The following is a 17,415-nucleotide window of genomic DNA, read 5'->3' as shown; positions in this document are numbered from 1 at the left end:
CGAGATGGCGTTATTAAATGTAGATAAATTATCGGTGCACTTCGGCGATGAAGGCACACCGTTTCGTGCTGTGGACCGCATCAGCTATAGCGTAAATCAGGGCGAAGTGGTTGGTATCGTTGGGGAGTCCGGTTCCGGTAAGTCAGTGAGTTCACTGGCAATCATGGGGCTGATTGACTATCCCGGCCGCGTAATGGCGGAAAGCCTGGAGTTCAATGGTCAGGATCTGCAGCGCATTTCCGAAAAACAGCGCCGCCAGCTGGTGGGAGCGGAAGTGGCGATGATCTTCCAGGACCCGATGACCAGTCTGAACCCGTGTTACACCGTGGGTTTCCAGATTATGGAAGCCATTAAGGTGCACCAGGGCGGTAACAAGCAAACCCGTCGCCAGCGCGCTATTGACCTGCTGACGCAGGTGGGTATACCCGATCCGGCATCGCGTCTGGACGTTTATCCGCACCAGTTGTCCGGTGGGATGAGTCAGCGTGTAATGATCGCGATGGCCATTGCCTGTCGTCCAAAACTGCTGATTGCCGATGAACCGACAACCGCGCTGGACGTGACCATTCAGGCGCAAATTATTGAGCTACTGCTGGAGTTGCAGCAGAAAGAGAATATGGCGCTGGTGCTGATTACGCACGATCTGGCGCTGGTGGCTGAAGCGGCACACAAAATCATTGTGATGTATGCAGGCCAGGTGGTGGAGACCGGGAGTTCACACGATATCTTCCGGGCCCCGCGTCATCCCTATACGCAGGCGCTGCTGCGCGCGCTGCCGGAGTTCGCGCAGGATAAAGCGCGTCTGGCCTCGCTGCCGGGGGTGGTACCGGGTAAATATGACCGTCCTCAGGGCTGTCTGCTTAACCCGCGCTGCCCGTATGCGACGGATAAATGCCGCGTCGACGAGCCGGAGCTGAACCTGTTAGCTGACGGACGTCAGTCGAAATGCCACTACCCACTCGATGATGCCGGGAGGCCAACACTATGAGTACGCAACAAATGCTGTTGCAGGCCATCGACCTGAAAAAACATTACCCGGTGAAGAAGGGCCTCTTTGCTCCTGAGCGCCTGGTAAAAGCGCTGGATGGTGTCTCCTTTACTCTCGAACGCGGAAAAACGCTGGCGGTGGTAGGGGAATCTGGCTGTGGGAAGTCCACGCTGGGCCGTCTGTTAACGATGATTGAAGTTCCGACTGGCGGCGAGCTTTACTATCAGGGCCAGGATCTGCTCAAGCACGATCCGCAGGCGCAGAAACTGCGACGTCAGAAAATCCAGATTGTGTTCCAGAATCCGTATGGTTCGCTGAACCCGCGAAAAAAAGTGGGGCAGATTCTGGAAGAGCCGCTGCTGATCAACAGCAACCTGAGCAAAGAGCAGCGTCGTGAAAAAGCGCTGGCGATGATGGCGAAGGTGGGCCTGAAAACCGAGCATTACGATCGCTATCCGCATATGTTCTCTGGCGGTCAACGTCAGCGTATCGCCATCGCCCGTGGTCTGATGCTCGACCCGGACGTGGTGATTGCCGATGAACCGGTTTCGGCGCTCGACGTATCCGTGCGTGCGCAGGTGCTGAACCTGATGATGGATTTACAGCAGGATCTTGGGCTGTCGTACGTTTTCATCTCCCATGACCTGTCTGTGGTTGAGCACATTGCCGATGAGGTGATGGTGATGTATCTGGGACGCTGCGTAGAGAAGGGGACGAAAGATCAGATCTTTAATAACCCGCGTCATCCATATACTCAGGCACTACTGTCTGCGACGCCGCGACTGAACCCGGATGACCGTCGTGAGCGCATTAAGTTGACCGGCGAGTTACCAAGCCCGCTTAACCCGCCGCCGGGATGTGCGTTCAACGCCCGCTGCCGTCGCCGCTTCGGTCCGTGTACGCAGTTGCAGCCACAACTGAAAGATTATGGCGGACAGCTGGTGGCCTGCTTCGCGGTCGATCAGGATGAAAACGGCGAAAAGCCGCATGCATAAAGGAAAAAACCGGCGATAAGCCGGTTTTTTTTACGTCTGAGATCTACTTCCGTAAACGAATCTGGTCAACGGCGTGTTTCTCACTCTTGGTGAGGATCAGGCTTGCACGTTCGCGCGTCGGCAGGATGTTCTCTTTGAGGTTGACGTAGTTGATCTCATTCCACAGCCCGGTCGCCACGTTGATAGCCTCTTCTTCAGAGAGCTGAGCGTAGTTGTGGAAGTAAGAATCCGGGTCGGTGAACGCCCCTTCACGGAACTTCAGGAAGCGGTTGATATACCAGCGTTGCAACAGATCTTCAGGCGCATCCACATAAATTGAGAAATCGACGAAGTCAGAGACAAACACGTGATGCGGATCGTGAGGGTAATCCATCCCGCTTTGCAGTACGTTTAAGCCCTCCAGAATCAGGATGTCGGGCTGCACCACCGTTTTGTCACCATCCGGGATGCGGTCGTAGATCAGATGCGAGTAGACCGGTGCGGTAACGTTCGGCACGCCCGATTTTAAATCAGAGACAAACTTTACCAGGCGGTGCATATCATAAGAGAGCGGGAAGCCCTTCTTCTTCATCAGGCCGCGTTCTTTCAACACCTCATTGGGATGCAGGAAGCCGTCGGTGGTGATCAGCTCCACGCTGCGGTGTTCCGGCCAGCGGCTCAGCAGCGCCTGTAGCACGCGCGCGGTGGTACTTTTACCCACTGCCACGCTGCCCGCAATACTGATGATATAAGGAATACGTTGACCGTTCGTGCCGAGGAACTGTTCCAGTACGGCCTGACGACGCAAGTTGGAGCTGATGTAAAAGTTAAGCAAGCGAGAGAGGGGGAGATAGATTTCTGCCACCTCTTCCAGGGAGAGATCTTCGTTTATCCCTTTTAGCCGTGCGATTTCACCTTCCGTCAGTGTCATAGGGACGGAGTCACGCAGGGCTGCCCACTGGCTACGGTTAAACTGAAGATAGGGCGTCATTAACGTTTGCTCTTTTTTGCTCATAAGCATGCTTCTGTGAACCATCACGAAACGGCGGGTGCGGGCTCATCACATAGTTAATTTTGGACAATGGGCAGGAGGTTAACACCAGATGAGAGGAATAATAAGAAAAAATATGGGAAAGCGATGCTTAACCGGGCAGGCATCACCCGGGGCTATAGCGTGCCGAAATCAGGCGTTCATGTTGGATTTTTAATCGCGAGCGGATGAATTTACAGCGGTTAGCCCTGGTTTCGAATAAAATGTGAGCGAAAGAACGTTTTATGCAATTTTTTAGTTGCATGACTGCGCAGGTCTCCATAGAATGCGCGCTACTTGATGCCGACTTAGCTCAGTAGGTAGAGCAACTGACTTGTAATCAGTAGGTCACCAGTTCGATTCCGGTAGTCGGCACCATCAAGTCCGGTGGGGTTCCCGAGCGGCCAAAGGGAGCAGACTGTAAATCTGCCGTCACAGACTTCGAAGGTTCGAATCCTTCCCCCACCACCACTTTCTGGCAGCGTCAACGCCGCCGGAGCTGGTTGGAAAAATTGACCAGCTCGAACAGAAAAGAGAGAAATCTCTTTTTTTGTTACAGAAAGAACTGGGTAGCCGAGTTTCAGGATGCGGGCATCGTATAATGGCTATTACCTCAGCCTTCCAAGCTGATGATGCGGGTTCGATTCCCGCTGCCCGCTCCAATACGTGCTGATATGGCTCAGTTGGTAGAGCGCACCCTTGGTAAGGGTGAGGTCCCCAGTTCGACTCTGGGTATCAGCACCACTTCACTTCTCCCTCCCTTTCTCTCTGTTTCAATGTAAATGTATTCAACAGTTCAGGCATTTTCGCCTGGTTGATGTGGTGATATCACCGATTTATCCGTGTCTTAGAGGGACAATCGATGTCTAAAGAAAAGTTTGAACGTACAAAACCGCACGTTAACGTCGGTACTATCGGCCACGTTGACCATGGTAAAACAACGCTGACCGCTGCAATCACTACCGTACTGGCTAAAACCTACGGCGGTGCTGCTCGTGCTTTCGACCAGATCGATAACGCACCAGAAGAAAAAGCTCGTGGTATCACCATCAACACCTCTCACGTTGAGTATGACACCCCGACTCGCCACTACGCACACGTAGACTGCCCAGGCCACGCCGACTATGTTAAAAACATGATCACCGGTGCTGCGCAGATGGACGGCGCGATCCTGGTTGTTGCTGCGACTGACGGCCCTATGCCTCAGACTCGTGAGCACATCCTGCTGGGTCGTCAGGTAGGCGTTCCTTTCATCATCGTGTTCCTGAACAAGTGCGACATGGTTGATGACGAAGAGCTGCTGGAACTGGTAGAGATGGAAGTCCGTGAACTGCTGTCTCAGTACGATTTCCCAGGCGACGATACCCCAATCGTTCGTGGTTCCGCGCTGAAAGCGCTGGAAGGCGACGCAGAGTGGGAAGCGAAAATCATCGAACTGGCTGGCTTCCTGGATTCTTACATCCCAGAACCAGAGCGTGCGATTGACAAGCCATTCCTGCTGCCAATCGAAGACGTATTCTCCATCTCCGGTCGTGGTACCGTTGTTACCGGTCGTGTAGAGCGCGGTATCATCAAAGTTGGTGAAGAAGTTGAAATCGTTGGTATCAAAGAGACTGCGAAGTCTACCTGTACTGGCGTTGAAATGTTCCGCAAACTGCTGGACGAAGGCCGTGCTGGTGAGAACGTTGGTGTTCTGCTGCGTGGTATCAAACGTGAAGAAATCGAACGTGGTCAGGTTCTGGCGAAGCCAGGCTCAATCAAGCCACACACCAAGTTCGAATCTGAAGTGTACATTCTGTCCAAAGACGAAGGCGGCCGTCATACTCCGTTCTTCAAAGGCTACCGTCCACAGTTCTACTTCCGTACAACTGACGTGACCGGTACCATCGAACTGCCAGAAGGCGTAGAGATGGTAATGCCAGGCGACAACATCAAGATGGTTGTGACTCTGATCCACCCAATCGCGATGGACGACGGTCTGCGTTTCGCAATCCGTGAAGGCGGCCGTACCGTTGGCGCGGGCGTTGTTGCTAAAGTTCTCGGCTAATCGCTGATAACATTTGACGCAATGCGCAATAAAAGGGCATCATTTGATGCCCTTTTTGCACGCTTTCACATCAGAACCTGGCTCATCAGTGATTAATTTTGTCATAATCATTGCTGAGACAGGCTCTGCGGAGAGCGTATAATACGAAAAGCGAATAGCATTTCGATTGGTTTGCCTCGCACTCGCGGGGTGAAAATGTTTGTAGAATACTTCTGACAGGTTGGTTTATGAGTGCGAATACCGAAGCTCAAGGGAGCGGGCGCGGCCTGGAAGCGATGAAATGGGTAGTTGTAGCCGTGCTGCTGATTGTGGCGATTGTCGGCAACTATCTTTATCGTGACATGATGCTGCCGCTACGCGCGCTTGCAGTGGTAATTCTGATTGCTGCGGCGGGTGGTGTCGCGCTGTTGACGACGAAAGGCAAAGCGACCGTTGCGTTTGCCCGCGAAGCGCGTACCGAAGTCCGCAAGGTCATTTGGCCGACTCGCCAGGAAACATTGCACACCACGCTGATTGTAGCGGCGGTAACCGCTGTAATGTCACTGATCCTGTGGGGACTGGATGGTATTCTGGTTCGCCTGGTATCCTTTATCACTGGCCTGAGGTTCTGAGATGTCTGAAGCCCCTAAAAAGCGCTGGTACGTCGTTCAGGCGTTTTCCGGTTTTGAAGGCCGCGTAGCTACGTCGCTGCGTGAGCATATCAAATTACACAATATGGAAGAGTTATTTGGCGAAGTTATGGTTCCGACCGAAGAAGTGGTTGAGATCCGTGGCGGCCAACGTCGCAAAAGCGAGCGTAAATTCTTCCCGGGTTACGTGCTGGTTCAGATGGTGATGAACGACGCGAGCTGGCACCTGGTGCGCAGCGTACCACGCGTGATGGGCTTTATCGGCGGCACATCTGACCGTCCGGCGCCAATCAGCGACAAAGAAGTTGATGCGATTATGAACCGCCTCCAGCAGGTGGGTGATAAACCGCGTCCGAAAACGCTGTTTGAACCGGGTGAGATGGTTCGTGTTAACGACGGTCCGTTTGCTGACTTTAATGGCGTCGTCGAAGAAGTGGACTACGAGAAGTCCCGCCTGAAAGTTTCCGTTTCTATCTTTGGTCGTGCGACCCCGGTAGAGCTGGACTTTGCTCAGGTAGAAAAAGCCTAAGCAGCGATCAAAAAAGCGACGATTTAATCGTTGCACAGGGCGCGAGATTGGAATACAATTTCGCGCCTTTTGTTTTTATGGGTTCCGACCCGTAAAACGAATTTTATTCACGGGGAGCCTCTCCGAGGCGTTATTACCCAATCAGAGGATTTTAGAATGGCTAAGAAAGTACAAGCCTACGTCAAGCTGCAGGTTGCAGCAGGTATGGCGAACCCAAGTCCACCAGTTGGTCCAGCTCTGGGTCAGCAGGGTGTGAACATCATGGAATTCTGTAAAGCGTTCAACGCCAAAACTGAATCCATGGAAAAAGGTCTGCCAATCCCAGTTGTAATCACTGTTTACGCTGACCGTTCTTTCACTTTCGTTACCAAAACCCCTCCAGCAGCAGTTCTGCTGAAGAAAGCAGCGGGCATCAAGTCTGGTTCCGGTAAGCCGAACAAAGACAAAGTGGGTAAAATTTCCCGCGCTCAGCTGCAGGAAATCGCGCAGACCAAAGCTGCCGACATGACTGGTTCCGACATTGAAGCGATGACTCGCTCCATTGAAGGTACTGCACGTTCCATGGGCCTGGTAGTGGAGGACTAAGAAATGGCTAAACTGACCAAGCGCATGTCCGTGATCCGTGACAAAGTTGATGCGACCAAACAGTACGACATCAACGAAGCTATCGCTCTGCTGAAAGAACTGGCAACTGCTAAGTTCGTTGAAAGCGTTGACGTTGCCGTTAACCTGGGCATCGACGCTCGTAAATCCGATCAGAACGTTCGTGGCGCAACTGTACTGCCACACGGTACTGGCCGTTCCGTACGCGTAGCTGTATTTGCTCAGGGTGCAAACGCTGAAGCGGCTAAAGCTGCCGGCGCTGAACTGGTAGGTATGGAAGATCTGGCTGATCAGATCAAGAAAGGCGAAATGAACTTTGACGTTGTTATTGCTTCTCCAGATGCAATGCGCGTTGTTGGCCAGCTGGGCCAGGTTCTGGGTCCACGCGGCCTGATGCCAAACCCGAAAGTGGGTACTGTAACTCCTAACGTTGCTGAAGCGGTTAAGAACGCTAAAGCAGGTCAGGTTCGTTACCGTAACGACAAAAACGGCATCATCCACACCACCATCGGTAAAGTGGACTTTGACGCTGACAAACTGAAAGAAAACCTGGAAGCTCTGCTGGTTGCGCTGAAAAAAGCTAAACCAACTCAGGCGAAAGGCGTGTACATCAAGAAAGTTAGCATCTCCACCACCATGGGTGCAGGTGTTGCAGTTGACCAGGCTGGCCTGAGCGCTGCTGCAAACTAATGCCTTTACGTGGGCGGTGATTTTGTCTACAATCTTACCCCCACGTTTGCTAACAAAAGTTAGCGGCTAAAAGAATTGTTCGTTGGAGCCTGGCCTATCCAGGCCTCCGTCGAAGACCGCAGGTGTTTCGCAAGAAACTTAATCCCCTGCGTAGACGGTGACAGAACGCTAAGATTATTTTAAATACTCTGGCTTGTTTCTGCTCACCGTATTAAGACGCTCTTCCCGTTGGGTCGAGTGAAGTGAGTTCCGGAACATGAGTTCCGGCAAACATCCAGGAGCAAAGCTAATGGCTTTAAATCTTCAAGACAAACAAGCGATTGTTGCTGAAGTCAGCGAAGTAGCCAAAGGCGCGCTGTCTGCAGTAGTTGCGGATTCCCGTGGCGTTACTGTAGACAAAATGACTGAACTGCGTAAAGCAGGTCGTGAAGCTGGCGTATACATGCGTGTTGTTCGTAACACCCTGCTGCGTCGCGTAGTTGAAGGTACTCAGTTCGAGTGCCTGAAAGACACGTTTGTTGGTCCGACCCTGATTGCATACTCTATGGAACACCCGGGCGCTGCTGCTCGTCTGTTCAAAGAGTTCGCGAAAGCGAATGCAAAATTTGAGGTCAAAGCTGCAGCCTTTGAAGGTGAGTTGATCCCGGCATCGCAAATCGATCGCCTGGCCACCCTGCCGACCTACGAAGAAGCAATTGCACGCCTGATGGCAACCATGAAAGAAGCTGCGGCTGGCAAACTGGTTCGCACTCTGGCTGCTGTACGCGATGCGAAAGAAGCTGCTTAATCGCAGTTATCTTTATAAAGCATTTGCTTACGTATAAACTTATTCTGATTTTCAGGAACAATTTAAATGTCTATCACTAAAGATCAAATCATTGAAGCAGTAGCAGCTATGTCCGTAATGGACGTTGTAGAGCTGGTTTCTGCAATGGAAGAAAAATTCGGTGTTTCTGCTGCTGCTGCTGTAGCTGTAGCTGCGGGCCCGGCTGAAGCTGCTGAAGAAAAAACTGAATTCGACGTAATTCTGAAAGCTGCTGGCGCCAACAAAGTTGCTGTAATCAAAGCAGTACGTGGCGCAACTGGCCTGGGTCTGAAAGAAGCTAAAGACCTGGTAGAATCTGCTCCAGCTGCGCTGAAAGAAGGCGTGAGCAAAGACGACGCAGAAGCACTGAAAAAATCTCTGGAAGAAGCTGGCGCTGAAGTTGAAGTTAAATAAGCCAACTTTTCTGGTTGCAGCCTAAGTAATTAGGCTGATGGCTGGTGACTTTTTAGTCACCAGCCTTTTTGCGCTGTAAGGCATCAGCAGCATTTCACACTGTTTGACTGCTGGTTGTCCTGACAATGCTTGTTTCTATCGACGACTTAATATACTGCGACAGGGTGCTCGCTCTGTGTAAATCGCAATGAAATGGTTTAAGCGTGATAGCAACAGGTATTGCGGAAAGTATTCAATTTTCCGGTCCACAAAATGGTGTTGCACAAACTGTCCCTTCGTCGGACAGATGGGTCGACTTGTCAGCGAGCTGAGGAACCCTATGGTTTACTCCTATACCGAGAAAAAACGTATTCGTAAGGATTTTGGTAAACGTCCACAAGTTCTGGACATTCCATATCTCCTTTCTATCCAGCTTGACTCGTTCCAGAAGTTTATCGAGCAAGATCCTGAAGGGCAGTACGGCCTGGAAGCAGCCTTCCGTTCCGTGTTCCCGATTCAGAGCTACAGCGGTAATTCCGAGCTGCAGTACGTCAGCTACCGCCTTGGCGAACCGGTGTTTGACGTTCAGGAATGTCAGATCCGTGGCGTGACCTATTCCGCACCGCTGCGCGTAAAACTGCGTCTGGTGATCTACGAGCGCGAAGCGCCGGAAGGCACCGTAAAAGACATTAAAGAACAAGAAGTCTACATGGGTGAAATTCCACTCATGACGGACAACGGTACTTTCGTTATCAACGGTACTGAGCGTGTTATCGTTTCCCAGCTGCACCGTAGCCCGGGCGTCTTCTTCGACAGCGATAAAGGTAAAACGCACTCTTCCGGTAAAGTACTGTATAACGCACGCATCATTCCTTACCGTGGTTCATGGCTGGACTTCGAATTCGATCCAAAAGACAACCTGTTTGTCCGTATCGACCGTCGTCGTAAGCTGCCTGCAACCATCATTCTGCGTGCACTGAACTATACCACTGAGCAGATCCTGGACCTGTTCTTTGAGAAAGTGATCTTTGAAATCCGCGACAACAAGTTGCAGATGGAGTTGGTGCCGGAACGTCTGCGTGGTGAGACCGCGTCGTTCGACATCGAAGCCGACGGCAAAGTGTATGTGGAAAAAGGTCGCCGTATCACCGCGCGCCACATCCGCCAGCTGGAAAAAGATGATATCAAACACATCGAAGTTCCGGTTGAATACATTGCAGGAAAAGTAGCCGCGAAAGATTACGTTGATGAATCAACTGGCGAGCTGATCTGCCCGGCGAACATGGAGCTGAGCCTGGATCTGCTGGCTAAGCTGAGCCAGTCTGGCCACAAACGTATCGAAACGCTGTTCACCAACGATCTGGACCACGGTCCGTACATCTCTGAGACTGTACGCGTCGACCCAACCAACGATCGTCTGAGCGCGCTGGTTGAAATCTACCGCATGATGCGTCCTGGTGAGCCACCAACTCGCGAAGCGGCGGAAAGCCTGTTCGAGAACCTGTTCTTCTCCGAAGACCGCTACGATCTGTCCGCGGTAGGTCGTATGAAGTTCAACCGTTCTCTGCTGCGCGACGAGATCGAAGGTTCCGGTATCCTGAGCAAAGACGACATCATTGAAGTGATGAAGAAGCTCATCGATATCCGTAACGGTAAAGGCGAAGTGGATGATATCGACCACCTCGGCAACCGTCGTATCCGTTCCGTAGGCGAAATGGCGGAAAACCAGTTCCGCGTTGGCCTGGTTCGTGTAGAGCGTGCGGTGAAAGAGCGTCTGTCTCTGGGCGATCTGGATACCCTGATGCCTCAGGATATGATCAACGCCAAGCCGATTTCTGCGGCAGTGAAAGAGTTCTTCGGTTCCAGCCAGCTGTCTCAGTTCATGGACCAGAACAACCCGCTGTCTGAGATCACGCACAAACGTCGTATCTCTGCACTCGGCCCAGGCGGTCTGACCCGTGAACGTGCAGGCTTTGAAGTTCGAGACGTACACCCGACTCACTACGGTCGCGTATGTCCAATCGAAACGCCTGAAGGTCCAAACATCGGTCTGATCAACTCCCTGTCCGTGTACGCACAGACAAACGAATACGGTTTCCTTGAGACCCCGTATCGTAAAGTGACCGACGGTGTGGTTACCGACGAAATTCATTACCTGTCTGCTATCGAAGAAGGCAACTACGTTATCGCTCAGGCGAACTCCAACCTGGATGACGAAGGCCACTTTGTAGAAGATCTGGTTACCTGCCGTAGCAAAGGCGAATCCAGCCTGTTCAGCCGCGACCAGGTTGACTACATGGACGTATCCACCCAACAGGTGGTATCCGTCGGTGCGTCCCTGATCCCGTTCCTGGAACACGATGACGCCAACCGTGCATTGATGGGTGCGAACATGCAACGTCAGGCCGTTCCAACTCTGCGTGCTGATAAGCCGCTGGTTGGTACCGGTATGGAACGTGCTGTTGCCGTTGACTCCGGTGTTACAGCAGTTGCTAAGCGTGGCGGTACCGTTCAGTACGTTGACGCATCCCGTATCGTTATCAAAGTTAACGAAGACGAGATGTATCCGGGCGAAGCGGGCATCGACATCTACAACCTGACCAAATACACCCGTTCTAACCAGAACACCTGTATCAACCAGATGCCTTGCGTATCTCTGGGTGAGCCAGTTGAGCGCGGCGACGTGCTGGCAGACGGTCCGTCCACCGACCTCGGTGAACTGGCGCTCGGTCAGAACATGCGCGTAGCGTTCATGCCGTGGAACGGTTACAACTTCGAAGACTCCATCCTCGTCTCCGAGCGTGTGGTTCAGGAAGATCGTTTCACCACCATCCACATTCAGGAACTGGCCTGTGTGTCCCGTGACACCAAGCTGGGGCCAGAAGAGATCACTGCCGACATCCCTAACGTGGGTGAAGCTGCGCTCTCCAAACTGGATGAATCCGGTATTGTTTACATCGGTGCGGAAGTGACCGGCGGCGACATTCTGGTTGGTAAGGTTACACCGAAAGGCGAAACCCAGCTGACGCCAGAAGAGAAACTGCTGCGTGCTATCTTCGGTGAGAAAGCGTCTGACGTTAAAGACTCTTCTCTGCGCGTACCAAACGGTGTTTCCGGTACGGTTATCGACGTTCAGGTCTTCACTCGTGACGGCGTTGAGAAAGATAAGCGTGCGCTGGAAATCGAAGAGATGCAGCTCAAACAGGCTAAGAAAGACCTGTCTGAAGAACTGCAAATCCTCGAAGCGGGTCTGTTCAGCCGTATCTATGCGGTGCTGGTTGCCGGTGGCGTTGAAGCTGAGAAGCTCGACAAACTGCCACGCGATCGCTGGCTGGAGCTGGGCCTGACCGACGAAGAGAAACAGAATCAGCTGGAACAGCTGGCTGAGCAGTATGATGAACTGAAACACGAGTTCGAGAAAAAACTCGAAGCGAAACGCCGCAAAATCACTCAGGGCGACGATCTGGCACCAGGCGTGCTGAAGATTGTTAAGGTGTATCTGGCTGTTAAACGTCAGATCCAGCCTGGTGACAAGATGGCAGGTCGTCACGGTAACAAGGGTGTTATCTCTAAGATCAACCCGATCGAAGATATGCCGCACGATGCTAACGGTACGCCGGTAGATATCGTACTGAACCCACTGGGTGTACCGTCTCGTATGAACATCGGTCAGATCCTGGAAACCCACCTGGGTATGGCTGCGAAAGGTATCGGCGACAAGATTAACGCCATGCTGAAGCAGCAGGAAGAAGTCGCGAAACTGCGCGAGTTCATCCAGCGTGCCTACGATCTGGGTACCGACGTGCGTCAGAAAGTCGACCTGAACACCTTCAGCGATGATGAAGTTCTGCGTCTGGCGGAAAACCTGCGTAAGGGTATGCCAATTGCAACGCCGGTATTCGACGGTGCAAAAGAAGCTGAAATTAAAGAGCTGCTGCAACTGGGTGGTCTGCCAACGTCTGGTCAGATTACGCTGTTTGACGGCCGTACCGGTGAACAGTTCGAGCGTCCGGTAACCGTAGGTTACATGTACATGCTGAAACTGAACCACCTGGTCGACGACAAGATGCACGCTCGTTCTACCGGTTCTTACAGCCTGGTTACTCAGCAGCCGCTGGGTGGTAAGGCTCAGTTCGGTGGTCAGCGCTTCGGGGAGATGGAAGTGTGGGCGCTGGAAGCATACGGCGCAGCATACACCCTGCAGGAAATGCTCACCGTTAAGTCTGATGACGTGAATGGTCGTACTAAGATGTATAAGAACATCGTAGACGGCAACCATCAGATGGAACCGGGCATGCCAGAATCCTTCAACGTACTGTTGAAAGAGATTCGTTCGCTGGGTATCAACATCGAACTGGAAGACGAGTAATTCTCGCTCAAACAGGTCACTGGTGTCGGGTTAACCCCCGACACCAGATTGTGCTAACTCCGACGGGAGCAAATCCGTGAAAGATTTATTAAAGTTTCTGAAAGCGCAGACTAAAACCGAAGAGTTTGATGCGATCAAAATTGCTCTGGCTTCGCCAGACATGATCCGTTCATGGTCTTTTGGTGAAGTTAAAAAGCCGGAAACCATCAACTACCGTACGTTCAAACCTGAGCGTGACGGCCTTTTCTGTGCGCGTATTTTCGGGCCAGTAAAAGACTACGAGTGCCTGTGCGGTAAGTACAAGCGCCTGAAACACCGTGGTGTGATCTGTGAGAAGTGCGGCGTTGAAGTGACCCAGACCAAAGTACGCCGTGAGCGTATGGGCCACATTGAGCTGGCGTCTCCAACTGCTCACATCTGGTTCCTGAAATCTCTGCCGTCCCGTATCGGCCTGCTGCTGGATATGCCGCTGCGCGATATCGAACGTGTTCTGTACTTCGAATCTTATGTTGTGATCGAAGGCGGGATGACGAATCTGGAACGAAACCAGATTCTGACCGAAGAACAGTATCTGGACGCGCTGGAAGAGTTCGGTGACGAATTCGACGCGAAGATGGGTGCGGAAGCTATCCAGGCCCTGCTGAAGAGTATGGATCTGGAGCAAGAGTGTGAAACTCTGCGCGAAGAGCTGAACGAAACCAACTCCGAAACCAAGCGTAAAAAGCTGACCAAGCGTATCAAACTGCTGGAAGCGTTCGTTCAGTCTGGTAACAAACCAGAGTGGATGATCCTGACCGTTCTGCCGGTTCTGCCGCCAGATCTGCGTCCGCTGGTTCCGCTGGATGGTGGTCGTTTCGCAACGTCGGATCTGAACGATCTGTACCGTCGCGTGATCAACCGTAACAACCGTCTGAAACGTCTGCTGGATCTGGCTGCGCCGGACATCATCGTACGCAACGAAAAACGTATGCTGCAGGAAGCGGTAGATGCCCTGCTGGATAACGGTCGTCGCGGTCGTGCGATCACCGGTTCTAACAAACGTCCTCTGAAATCTTTGGCCGACATGATCAAAGGTAAGCAGGGTCGTTTCCGTCAGAACCTGCTCGGTAAGCGTGTTGACTACTCCGGTCGTTCTGTAATCACCGTAGGTCCATACCTGCGTCTGCATCAGTGCGGTCTGCCGAAGAAAATGGCTCTGGAGCTGTTCAAACCGTTCATCTACGGCAAGCTGGAACTGCGTGGCCTGGCCACCACCATCAAAGCCGCTAAGAAAATGGTTGAGCGTGAAGAAGCTGTCGTTTGGGATATCCTGGACGAAGTGATCCGCGAACACCCGGTACTGCTGAACCGTGCACCAACTCTGCACCGTTTGGGTATCCAGGCATTTGAGCCAGTCCTGATCGAAGGTAAAGCGATCCAGCTGCACCCGCTGGTTTGTGCGGCCTATAACGCCGACTTCGATGGTGACCAGATGGCTGTTCACGTACCGCTGACGCTGGAAGCCCAGCTCGAAGCGCGTGCGCTGATGATGTCTACCAACAACATCCTGTCTCCAGCGAACGGTGAACCTATCATCGTTCCTTCTCAGGACGTTGTATTGGGTCTGTACTATATGACCCGTGACTGTGTTAACGCCAAAGGCGAAGGCATGGTGCTGACTGGCCCGAAAGAAGCTGAGCGTATTTATCGCGCTGGCCTGGCCTCTCTGCATGCGCGCGTTAAAGTGCGTATCACCGAATACGAAAAAGATGAAAACGGCGAATTCGTGGCGATTACCAGCCTGAAAGACACGACCGTTGGCCGTGCGATTCTGTGGATGATCGTACCGAAAGGTCTGCCTTTCTCCATCGTCAACCAGGCGCTGGGCAAGAAAGCGATCTCCAAAATGCTGAACACCTGTTACCGCATTCTGGGCCTGAAGCAGACCGTTATCTTCGCTGACCAGACAATGTACACCGGCTTTGCTTATGCAGCGCGTTCAGGTGCATCTGTTGGTATCGATGACATGGTCATCCCAGAGAAGAAACACGAGATCATCTCTGAAGCGGAAGCTGAAGTTGCTGAGATCCAGGAGCAGTTCCAGTCTGGTCTGGTAACCGCAGGCGAACGTTACAACAAAGTTATCGATATCTGGGCTGCGGCGAACGATCGTGTATCCAAAGCGATGATGGATAACCTGCAAACCGAAACCGTGATTAACCGTGACGGCGTAGAAGAGCAGCAGGTCTCCTTCAACAGCATCTACATGATGGCCGACTCCGGTGCGCGTGGTTCTGCGGCACAGATTCGTCAGCTGGCAGGTATGCGTGGTCTGATGGCGAAGCCAGATGGCTCCATCATCGAAACGCCAATCACCGCGAACTTCCGTGAAGGTCTGAACGTACTCCAGTACTTCATCTCCACGCACGGTGCGCGTAAAGGTCTGGCGGATACCGCACTGAAAACGGCGAACTCCGGTTATCTGACGCGTCGTCTGGTTGACGTTGCGCAGGATCTGGTCGTCACCGAAGACGATTGTGGCACCCTCGAAGGTATCACCATGACCCCGGTTATCGAGGGTGGTGATGTTAAAGAGCCGCTGCGCGATCGCGTACTGGGTCGTGTGACCGCGGAAGACATCCTGAAGCCGGGCACCGCAGACATTCTGGTTCCACGCAACACTCTGCTGCACGAACAGTGGTGTGACCTGCTGGAAGCGAACTCTGTTGACTCTGTGAAAGTGCGTTCCGTTGTATCCTGTGACACCGACTTTGGTGTGTGTGCGCACTGCTACGGTCGTGACCTGGCGCGTGGCCACATCATCAACAAAGGTGAGGCTATCGGCGTTATCGCAGCACAGTCCATCGGTGAGCCGGGTACACAGCTGACGATGCGTACGTTCCACATCGGTGGTGCGGCATCTCGTGCGGCTGCTGAATCCAGCATCCAGGTGAAAAACAAAGGTAGCATCAAGCTCAGCAACGCGAAGTCTGTTGTTAACTCCGCAGGCAAGCTGGTTGTGACTTCTCGTAACACCGAGCTGAAGCTGATCGACGAATTCGGTCGTACCAAAGAGAGCTATAAAGTGCCTTACGGTGCGGTTATGGCGAAAGGTGATGGCGAGCAGGTTGCCGGCGGCGAAACCGTAGCAAACTGGGATCCACACACCATGCCGGTTATCACCGAAGTAAGCGGTTTCATCCGCTTCACTGACATGATCGACGGCCAGACCATTACTCGTCAGACCGACGAGCTGACCGGTCTGTCTTCTCTGGTGGTTCTGGATTCTGCTGAACGTACTACCGGTGGTAAAGATCTGCGTCCTGCACTGAAAATCGTTGATGCTCAGGGTAACGACGTTCTGATCCCTGGCACCGATATGCCTGCGCAGTACTTCCTGCCGGGTAAAGCGATTGTACAGCTGGAAGATGGCGTACAGATCAGCTCTGGTGACACCCTGGCGCGTATTCCTCAGGAATCCGGCGGTACCAAGGACATCACCGGTGGTCTGCCACGCGTTGCGGACCTGTTCGAAGCACGTCGTCCGAAAGAGCCTGCTATCCTGGCTGAAATCAGCGGTATCATCTCCTTCGGTAAAGAGACCAAAGGTAAGCGCCGTCTGGTTATCACGCCAGTAGATGGCAGCGAGCCGTACGAAGAGATGATTCCTAAGTGGCGTCAGCTCAACGTGTTCGAAGGTGAACGCGTGGAACGTGGTGACGTGGTCTCCGATGGTCCAGAAGCGCCGCACGACATCCTGCGTCTGCGTGGTGTGCATGCTGTTACTCGTTACATTGTTAACGAAGTACAGGACGTATACCGTCTGCAGGGCGTTAAGATTAACGATAAGCACATCGAAGTTATCGTTCGTCAGATGCTGCGTAAAGCAACCATCGAAAACGCGGGCAGCTCCGACTTCCTGGAAGGCGAGCAGGTTGAATACTCACGCGTTAAGATCGCTAACCGCGATCTGGAAGCGAACGGCAAAATCGGTGCGACCTTTGCACGCGATCTGCTGGGTATCACCAAAGCGTCTCTGGCAACCGAGTCCTTCATCTCTGCTGCATCGTTCCAGGAAACCACTCGTGTCCTGACCGAAGCAGCTGTTGCAGGTAAACGTGATGAACTGCGCGGTCTGAAAGAGAACGTTATCGTGGGTCGTCTGATCCCGGCCGGTACCGGTTATGCGTACCACCAGGATCGTATGCGTCGTCGTGCAGCGGGTGAACTGCCAGCTGCACCGCAGGTGACTGCCGAAGATGCATCCGCGAGCCTTGCAGAACTGCTGAACGCAGGTCTGGGCGGTTCCGACAACGAGTAATCGTTGATGCCCGGTAGGTAAAATTACCGGGCATATGAATCACAGGTCGGGTAAGCGC

Annotated in this window: 12 protein-coding genes and 4 tRNA genes; 15 read left to right on the top strand and 1 reads right to left on the bottom strand. The window is 52.8% G+C overall.

Translation table 11 applies throughout. The annotated features are described in order from the left end of the window. The first annotated feature begins 4 nt into the window (after positions 1-4). On the top strand, positions 5-988 hold the full coding sequence (dppD, locus tag SK51_RS02920; protein ID WP_010426220.1) for a dipeptide ABC transporter ATP-binding protein: 984 nt from the start codon (positions 5-7) through the stop codon (positions 986-988). After that, positions 985-1,983 (top strand): dipeptide ABC transporter ATP-binding subunit DppF, encoded by a 999-nt coding sequence (gene dppF / locus SK51_RS02915; RefSeq protein ID WP_022646698.1) that lies wholly within the window; start codon positions 985-987, stop codon positions 1,981-1,983. The genes dppD and dppF overlap by 4 nt, the downstream gene beginning before the upstream one ends. Positions 1,984-2,026: 43 nt before the next feature. Here the strand turns inward: dppF and coaA are convergent, their stop codons facing one another. Then, on the bottom strand, positions 2,027-2,977 hold the full coding sequence (gene coaA / locus SK51_RS02910) for a type I pantothenate kinase (RefSeq protein WP_032622068.1): 951 nt from the start codon (positions 2,975-2,977) through the stop codon (positions 2,027-2,029). A 317-nt stretch (positions 2,978-3,294) separates the two neighbouring features. On the opposite strand from coaA, the gene SK51_RS02905 reads away from it, so the two are divergent. The 13 genes from SK51_RS02905 (at position 3,295) to rpoC (ending at position 17,357) form a co-directional block, all read left to right on the top strand. Further along, positions 3,295-3,370 (top strand) — tRNA-Thr (locus tag SK51_RS02905). Positions 3,371-3,378: 8 nt separating this feature from the next. Then, positions 3,379-3,463 (top strand) — tRNA-Tyr (locus SK51_RS02900). Positions 3,464-3,579: 116 nt separating this feature from the next. Beyond that, positions 3,580-3,654 (top strand) — tRNA-Gly (locus SK51_RS02895). A gap of 6 nt (positions 3,655-3,660) precedes the next feature. Then, positions 3,661-3,736: transfer RNA gene (locus SK51_RS02890), tRNA-Thr, on the top strand. Positions 3,737-3,854: 118 nt separating this feature from the next. Further along, the gene (gene tuf / locus SK51_RS02885) at positions 3,855-5,039 is read left to right on the top strand and encodes an elongation factor Tu (protein ID WP_022646700.1); all 1,185 of its coding nucleotides are present in this window, start codon (positions 3,855-3,857) and stop codon (positions 5,037-5,039) included. A gap of 227 nt (positions 5,040-5,266) precedes the next feature. Beyond that, entirely contained in the window at positions 5,267-5,650 is a 384-nt protein-coding gene (gene secE, locus SK51_RS02880) for a preprotein translocase subunit SecE (RefSeq protein ID WP_003862342.1), read from the top strand. A gap of 1 nt (position 5,651) precedes the next feature. Then, on the top strand, positions 5,652-6,197 hold the full coding sequence (gene nusG / locus SK51_RS02875) for a transcription termination/antitermination protein NusG (RefSeq protein ID WP_003862341.1): 546 nt from the start codon (positions 5,652-5,654) through the stop codon (positions 6,195-6,197). A 156-nt stretch (positions 6,198-6,353) separates the two neighbouring features. Beyond that, a complete protein-coding gene (gene rplK, locus SK51_RS02870; protein ID WP_003862340.1) occupies positions 6,354-6,782 on the top strand; it encodes a 50S ribosomal protein L11 in 429 nt (142 codons plus the stop codon). Positions 6,783-6,785: 3 nt separating this feature from the next. Beyond that, a complete protein-coding gene (rplA, locus tag SK51_RS02865) occupies positions 6,786-7,490 on the top strand; it encodes a 50S ribosomal protein L1 (protein ID WP_006810530.1) in 705 nt (234 codons plus the stop codon). Between the two features lie 289 nt (positions 7,491-7,779). Next, entirely contained in the window at positions 7,780-8,277 is a 498-nt protein-coding gene (gene rplJ, locus SK51_RS02860; RefSeq protein WP_003862338.1) for a 50S ribosomal protein L10, read from the top strand. Positions 8,278-8,343: 66 nt separating this feature from the next. Beyond that, positions 8,344-8,709, top strand: coding sequence for a 50S ribosomal protein L7/L12 (gene rplL / locus SK51_RS02855; protein WP_002445276.1), 366 nt, complete (start codon positions 8,344-8,346; stop codon positions 8,707-8,709). A gap of 319 nt (positions 8,710-9,028) precedes the next feature. Next, entirely contained in the window at positions 9,029-13,057 is a 4,029-nt protein-coding gene (rpoB, locus tag SK51_RS02850; RefSeq protein WP_023299068.1) for a DNA-directed RNA polymerase subunit beta, read from the top strand. Positions 13,058-13,133: 76 nt separating this feature from the next. Beyond that, complete coding sequence (gene rpoC, locus SK51_RS02845; RefSeq protein ID WP_048206583.1) at positions 13,134-17,357, top strand: DNA-directed RNA polymerase subunit beta'; 4,224 nt, start codon at positions 13,134-13,136, stop codon at positions 17,355-17,357. Positions 17,358-17,415 lie beyond the last annotated feature (58 nt).

Source organism: Enterobacter sp. MGH85, from assembly GCF_001037655.1.
GTDB classification, from domain to species: Bacteria; Pseudomonadota; Gammaproteobacteria; order Enterobacterales; family Enterobacteriaceae; genus Enterobacter; species Enterobacter intestinihominis.
This window is presented reverse-complemented; position numbering and strand designations above follow the sequence as displayed.

Bases quoted from the DNA above. Each gene is read 5' to 3' on its own strand.
- dppD (WP_010426220.1), top strand. From the start codon at position 5: ATGGCGTTATTAAATGTAGATAAATTATCGGTGCACTTCGGCGATGAA.
- dppF (WP_022646698.1), top strand. From the start codon at position 985: ATGAGTACGCAACAAATGCTGTTGCAGGCCATCGACCTGAAAAAACAT.
- coaA (WP_032622068.1), bottom strand. From the start codon at position 2,977: ATGAGCAAAAAAGAGCAAACGTTAATGACGCCCTATCTTCAGTTTAAC.
- tuf (WP_022646700.1), top strand. From the start codon at position 3,855: ATGTCTAAAGAAAAGTTTGAACGTACAAAACCGCACGTTAACGTCGGT.
- secE (WP_003862342.1), top strand. From the start codon at position 5,267: ATGAGTGCGAATACCGAAGCTCAAGGGAGCGGGCGCGGCCTGGAAGCG.
- nusG (WP_003862341.1), top strand. From the start codon at position 5,652: ATGTCTGAAGCCCCTAAAAAGCGCTGGTACGTCGTTCAGGCGTTTTCC.
- rplK (WP_003862340.1), top strand. From the start codon at position 6,354: ATGGCTAAGAAAGTACAAGCCTACGTCAAGCTGCAGGTTGCAGCAGGT.
- rplA (WP_006810530.1), top strand. From the start codon at position 6,786: ATGGCTAAACTGACCAAGCGCATGTCCGTGATCCGTGACAAAGTTGAT.
- rplJ (WP_003862338.1), top strand. From the start codon at position 7,780: ATGGCTTTAAATCTTCAAGACAAACAAGCGATTGTTGCTGAAGTCAGC.
- rplL (WP_002445276.1), top strand. From the start codon at position 8,344: ATGTCTATCACTAAAGATCAAATCATTGAAGCAGTAGCAGCTATGTCC.
- rpoB (WP_023299068.1), top strand. From the start codon at position 9,029: ATGGTTTACTCCTATACCGAGAAAAAACGTATTCGTAAGGATTTTGGT.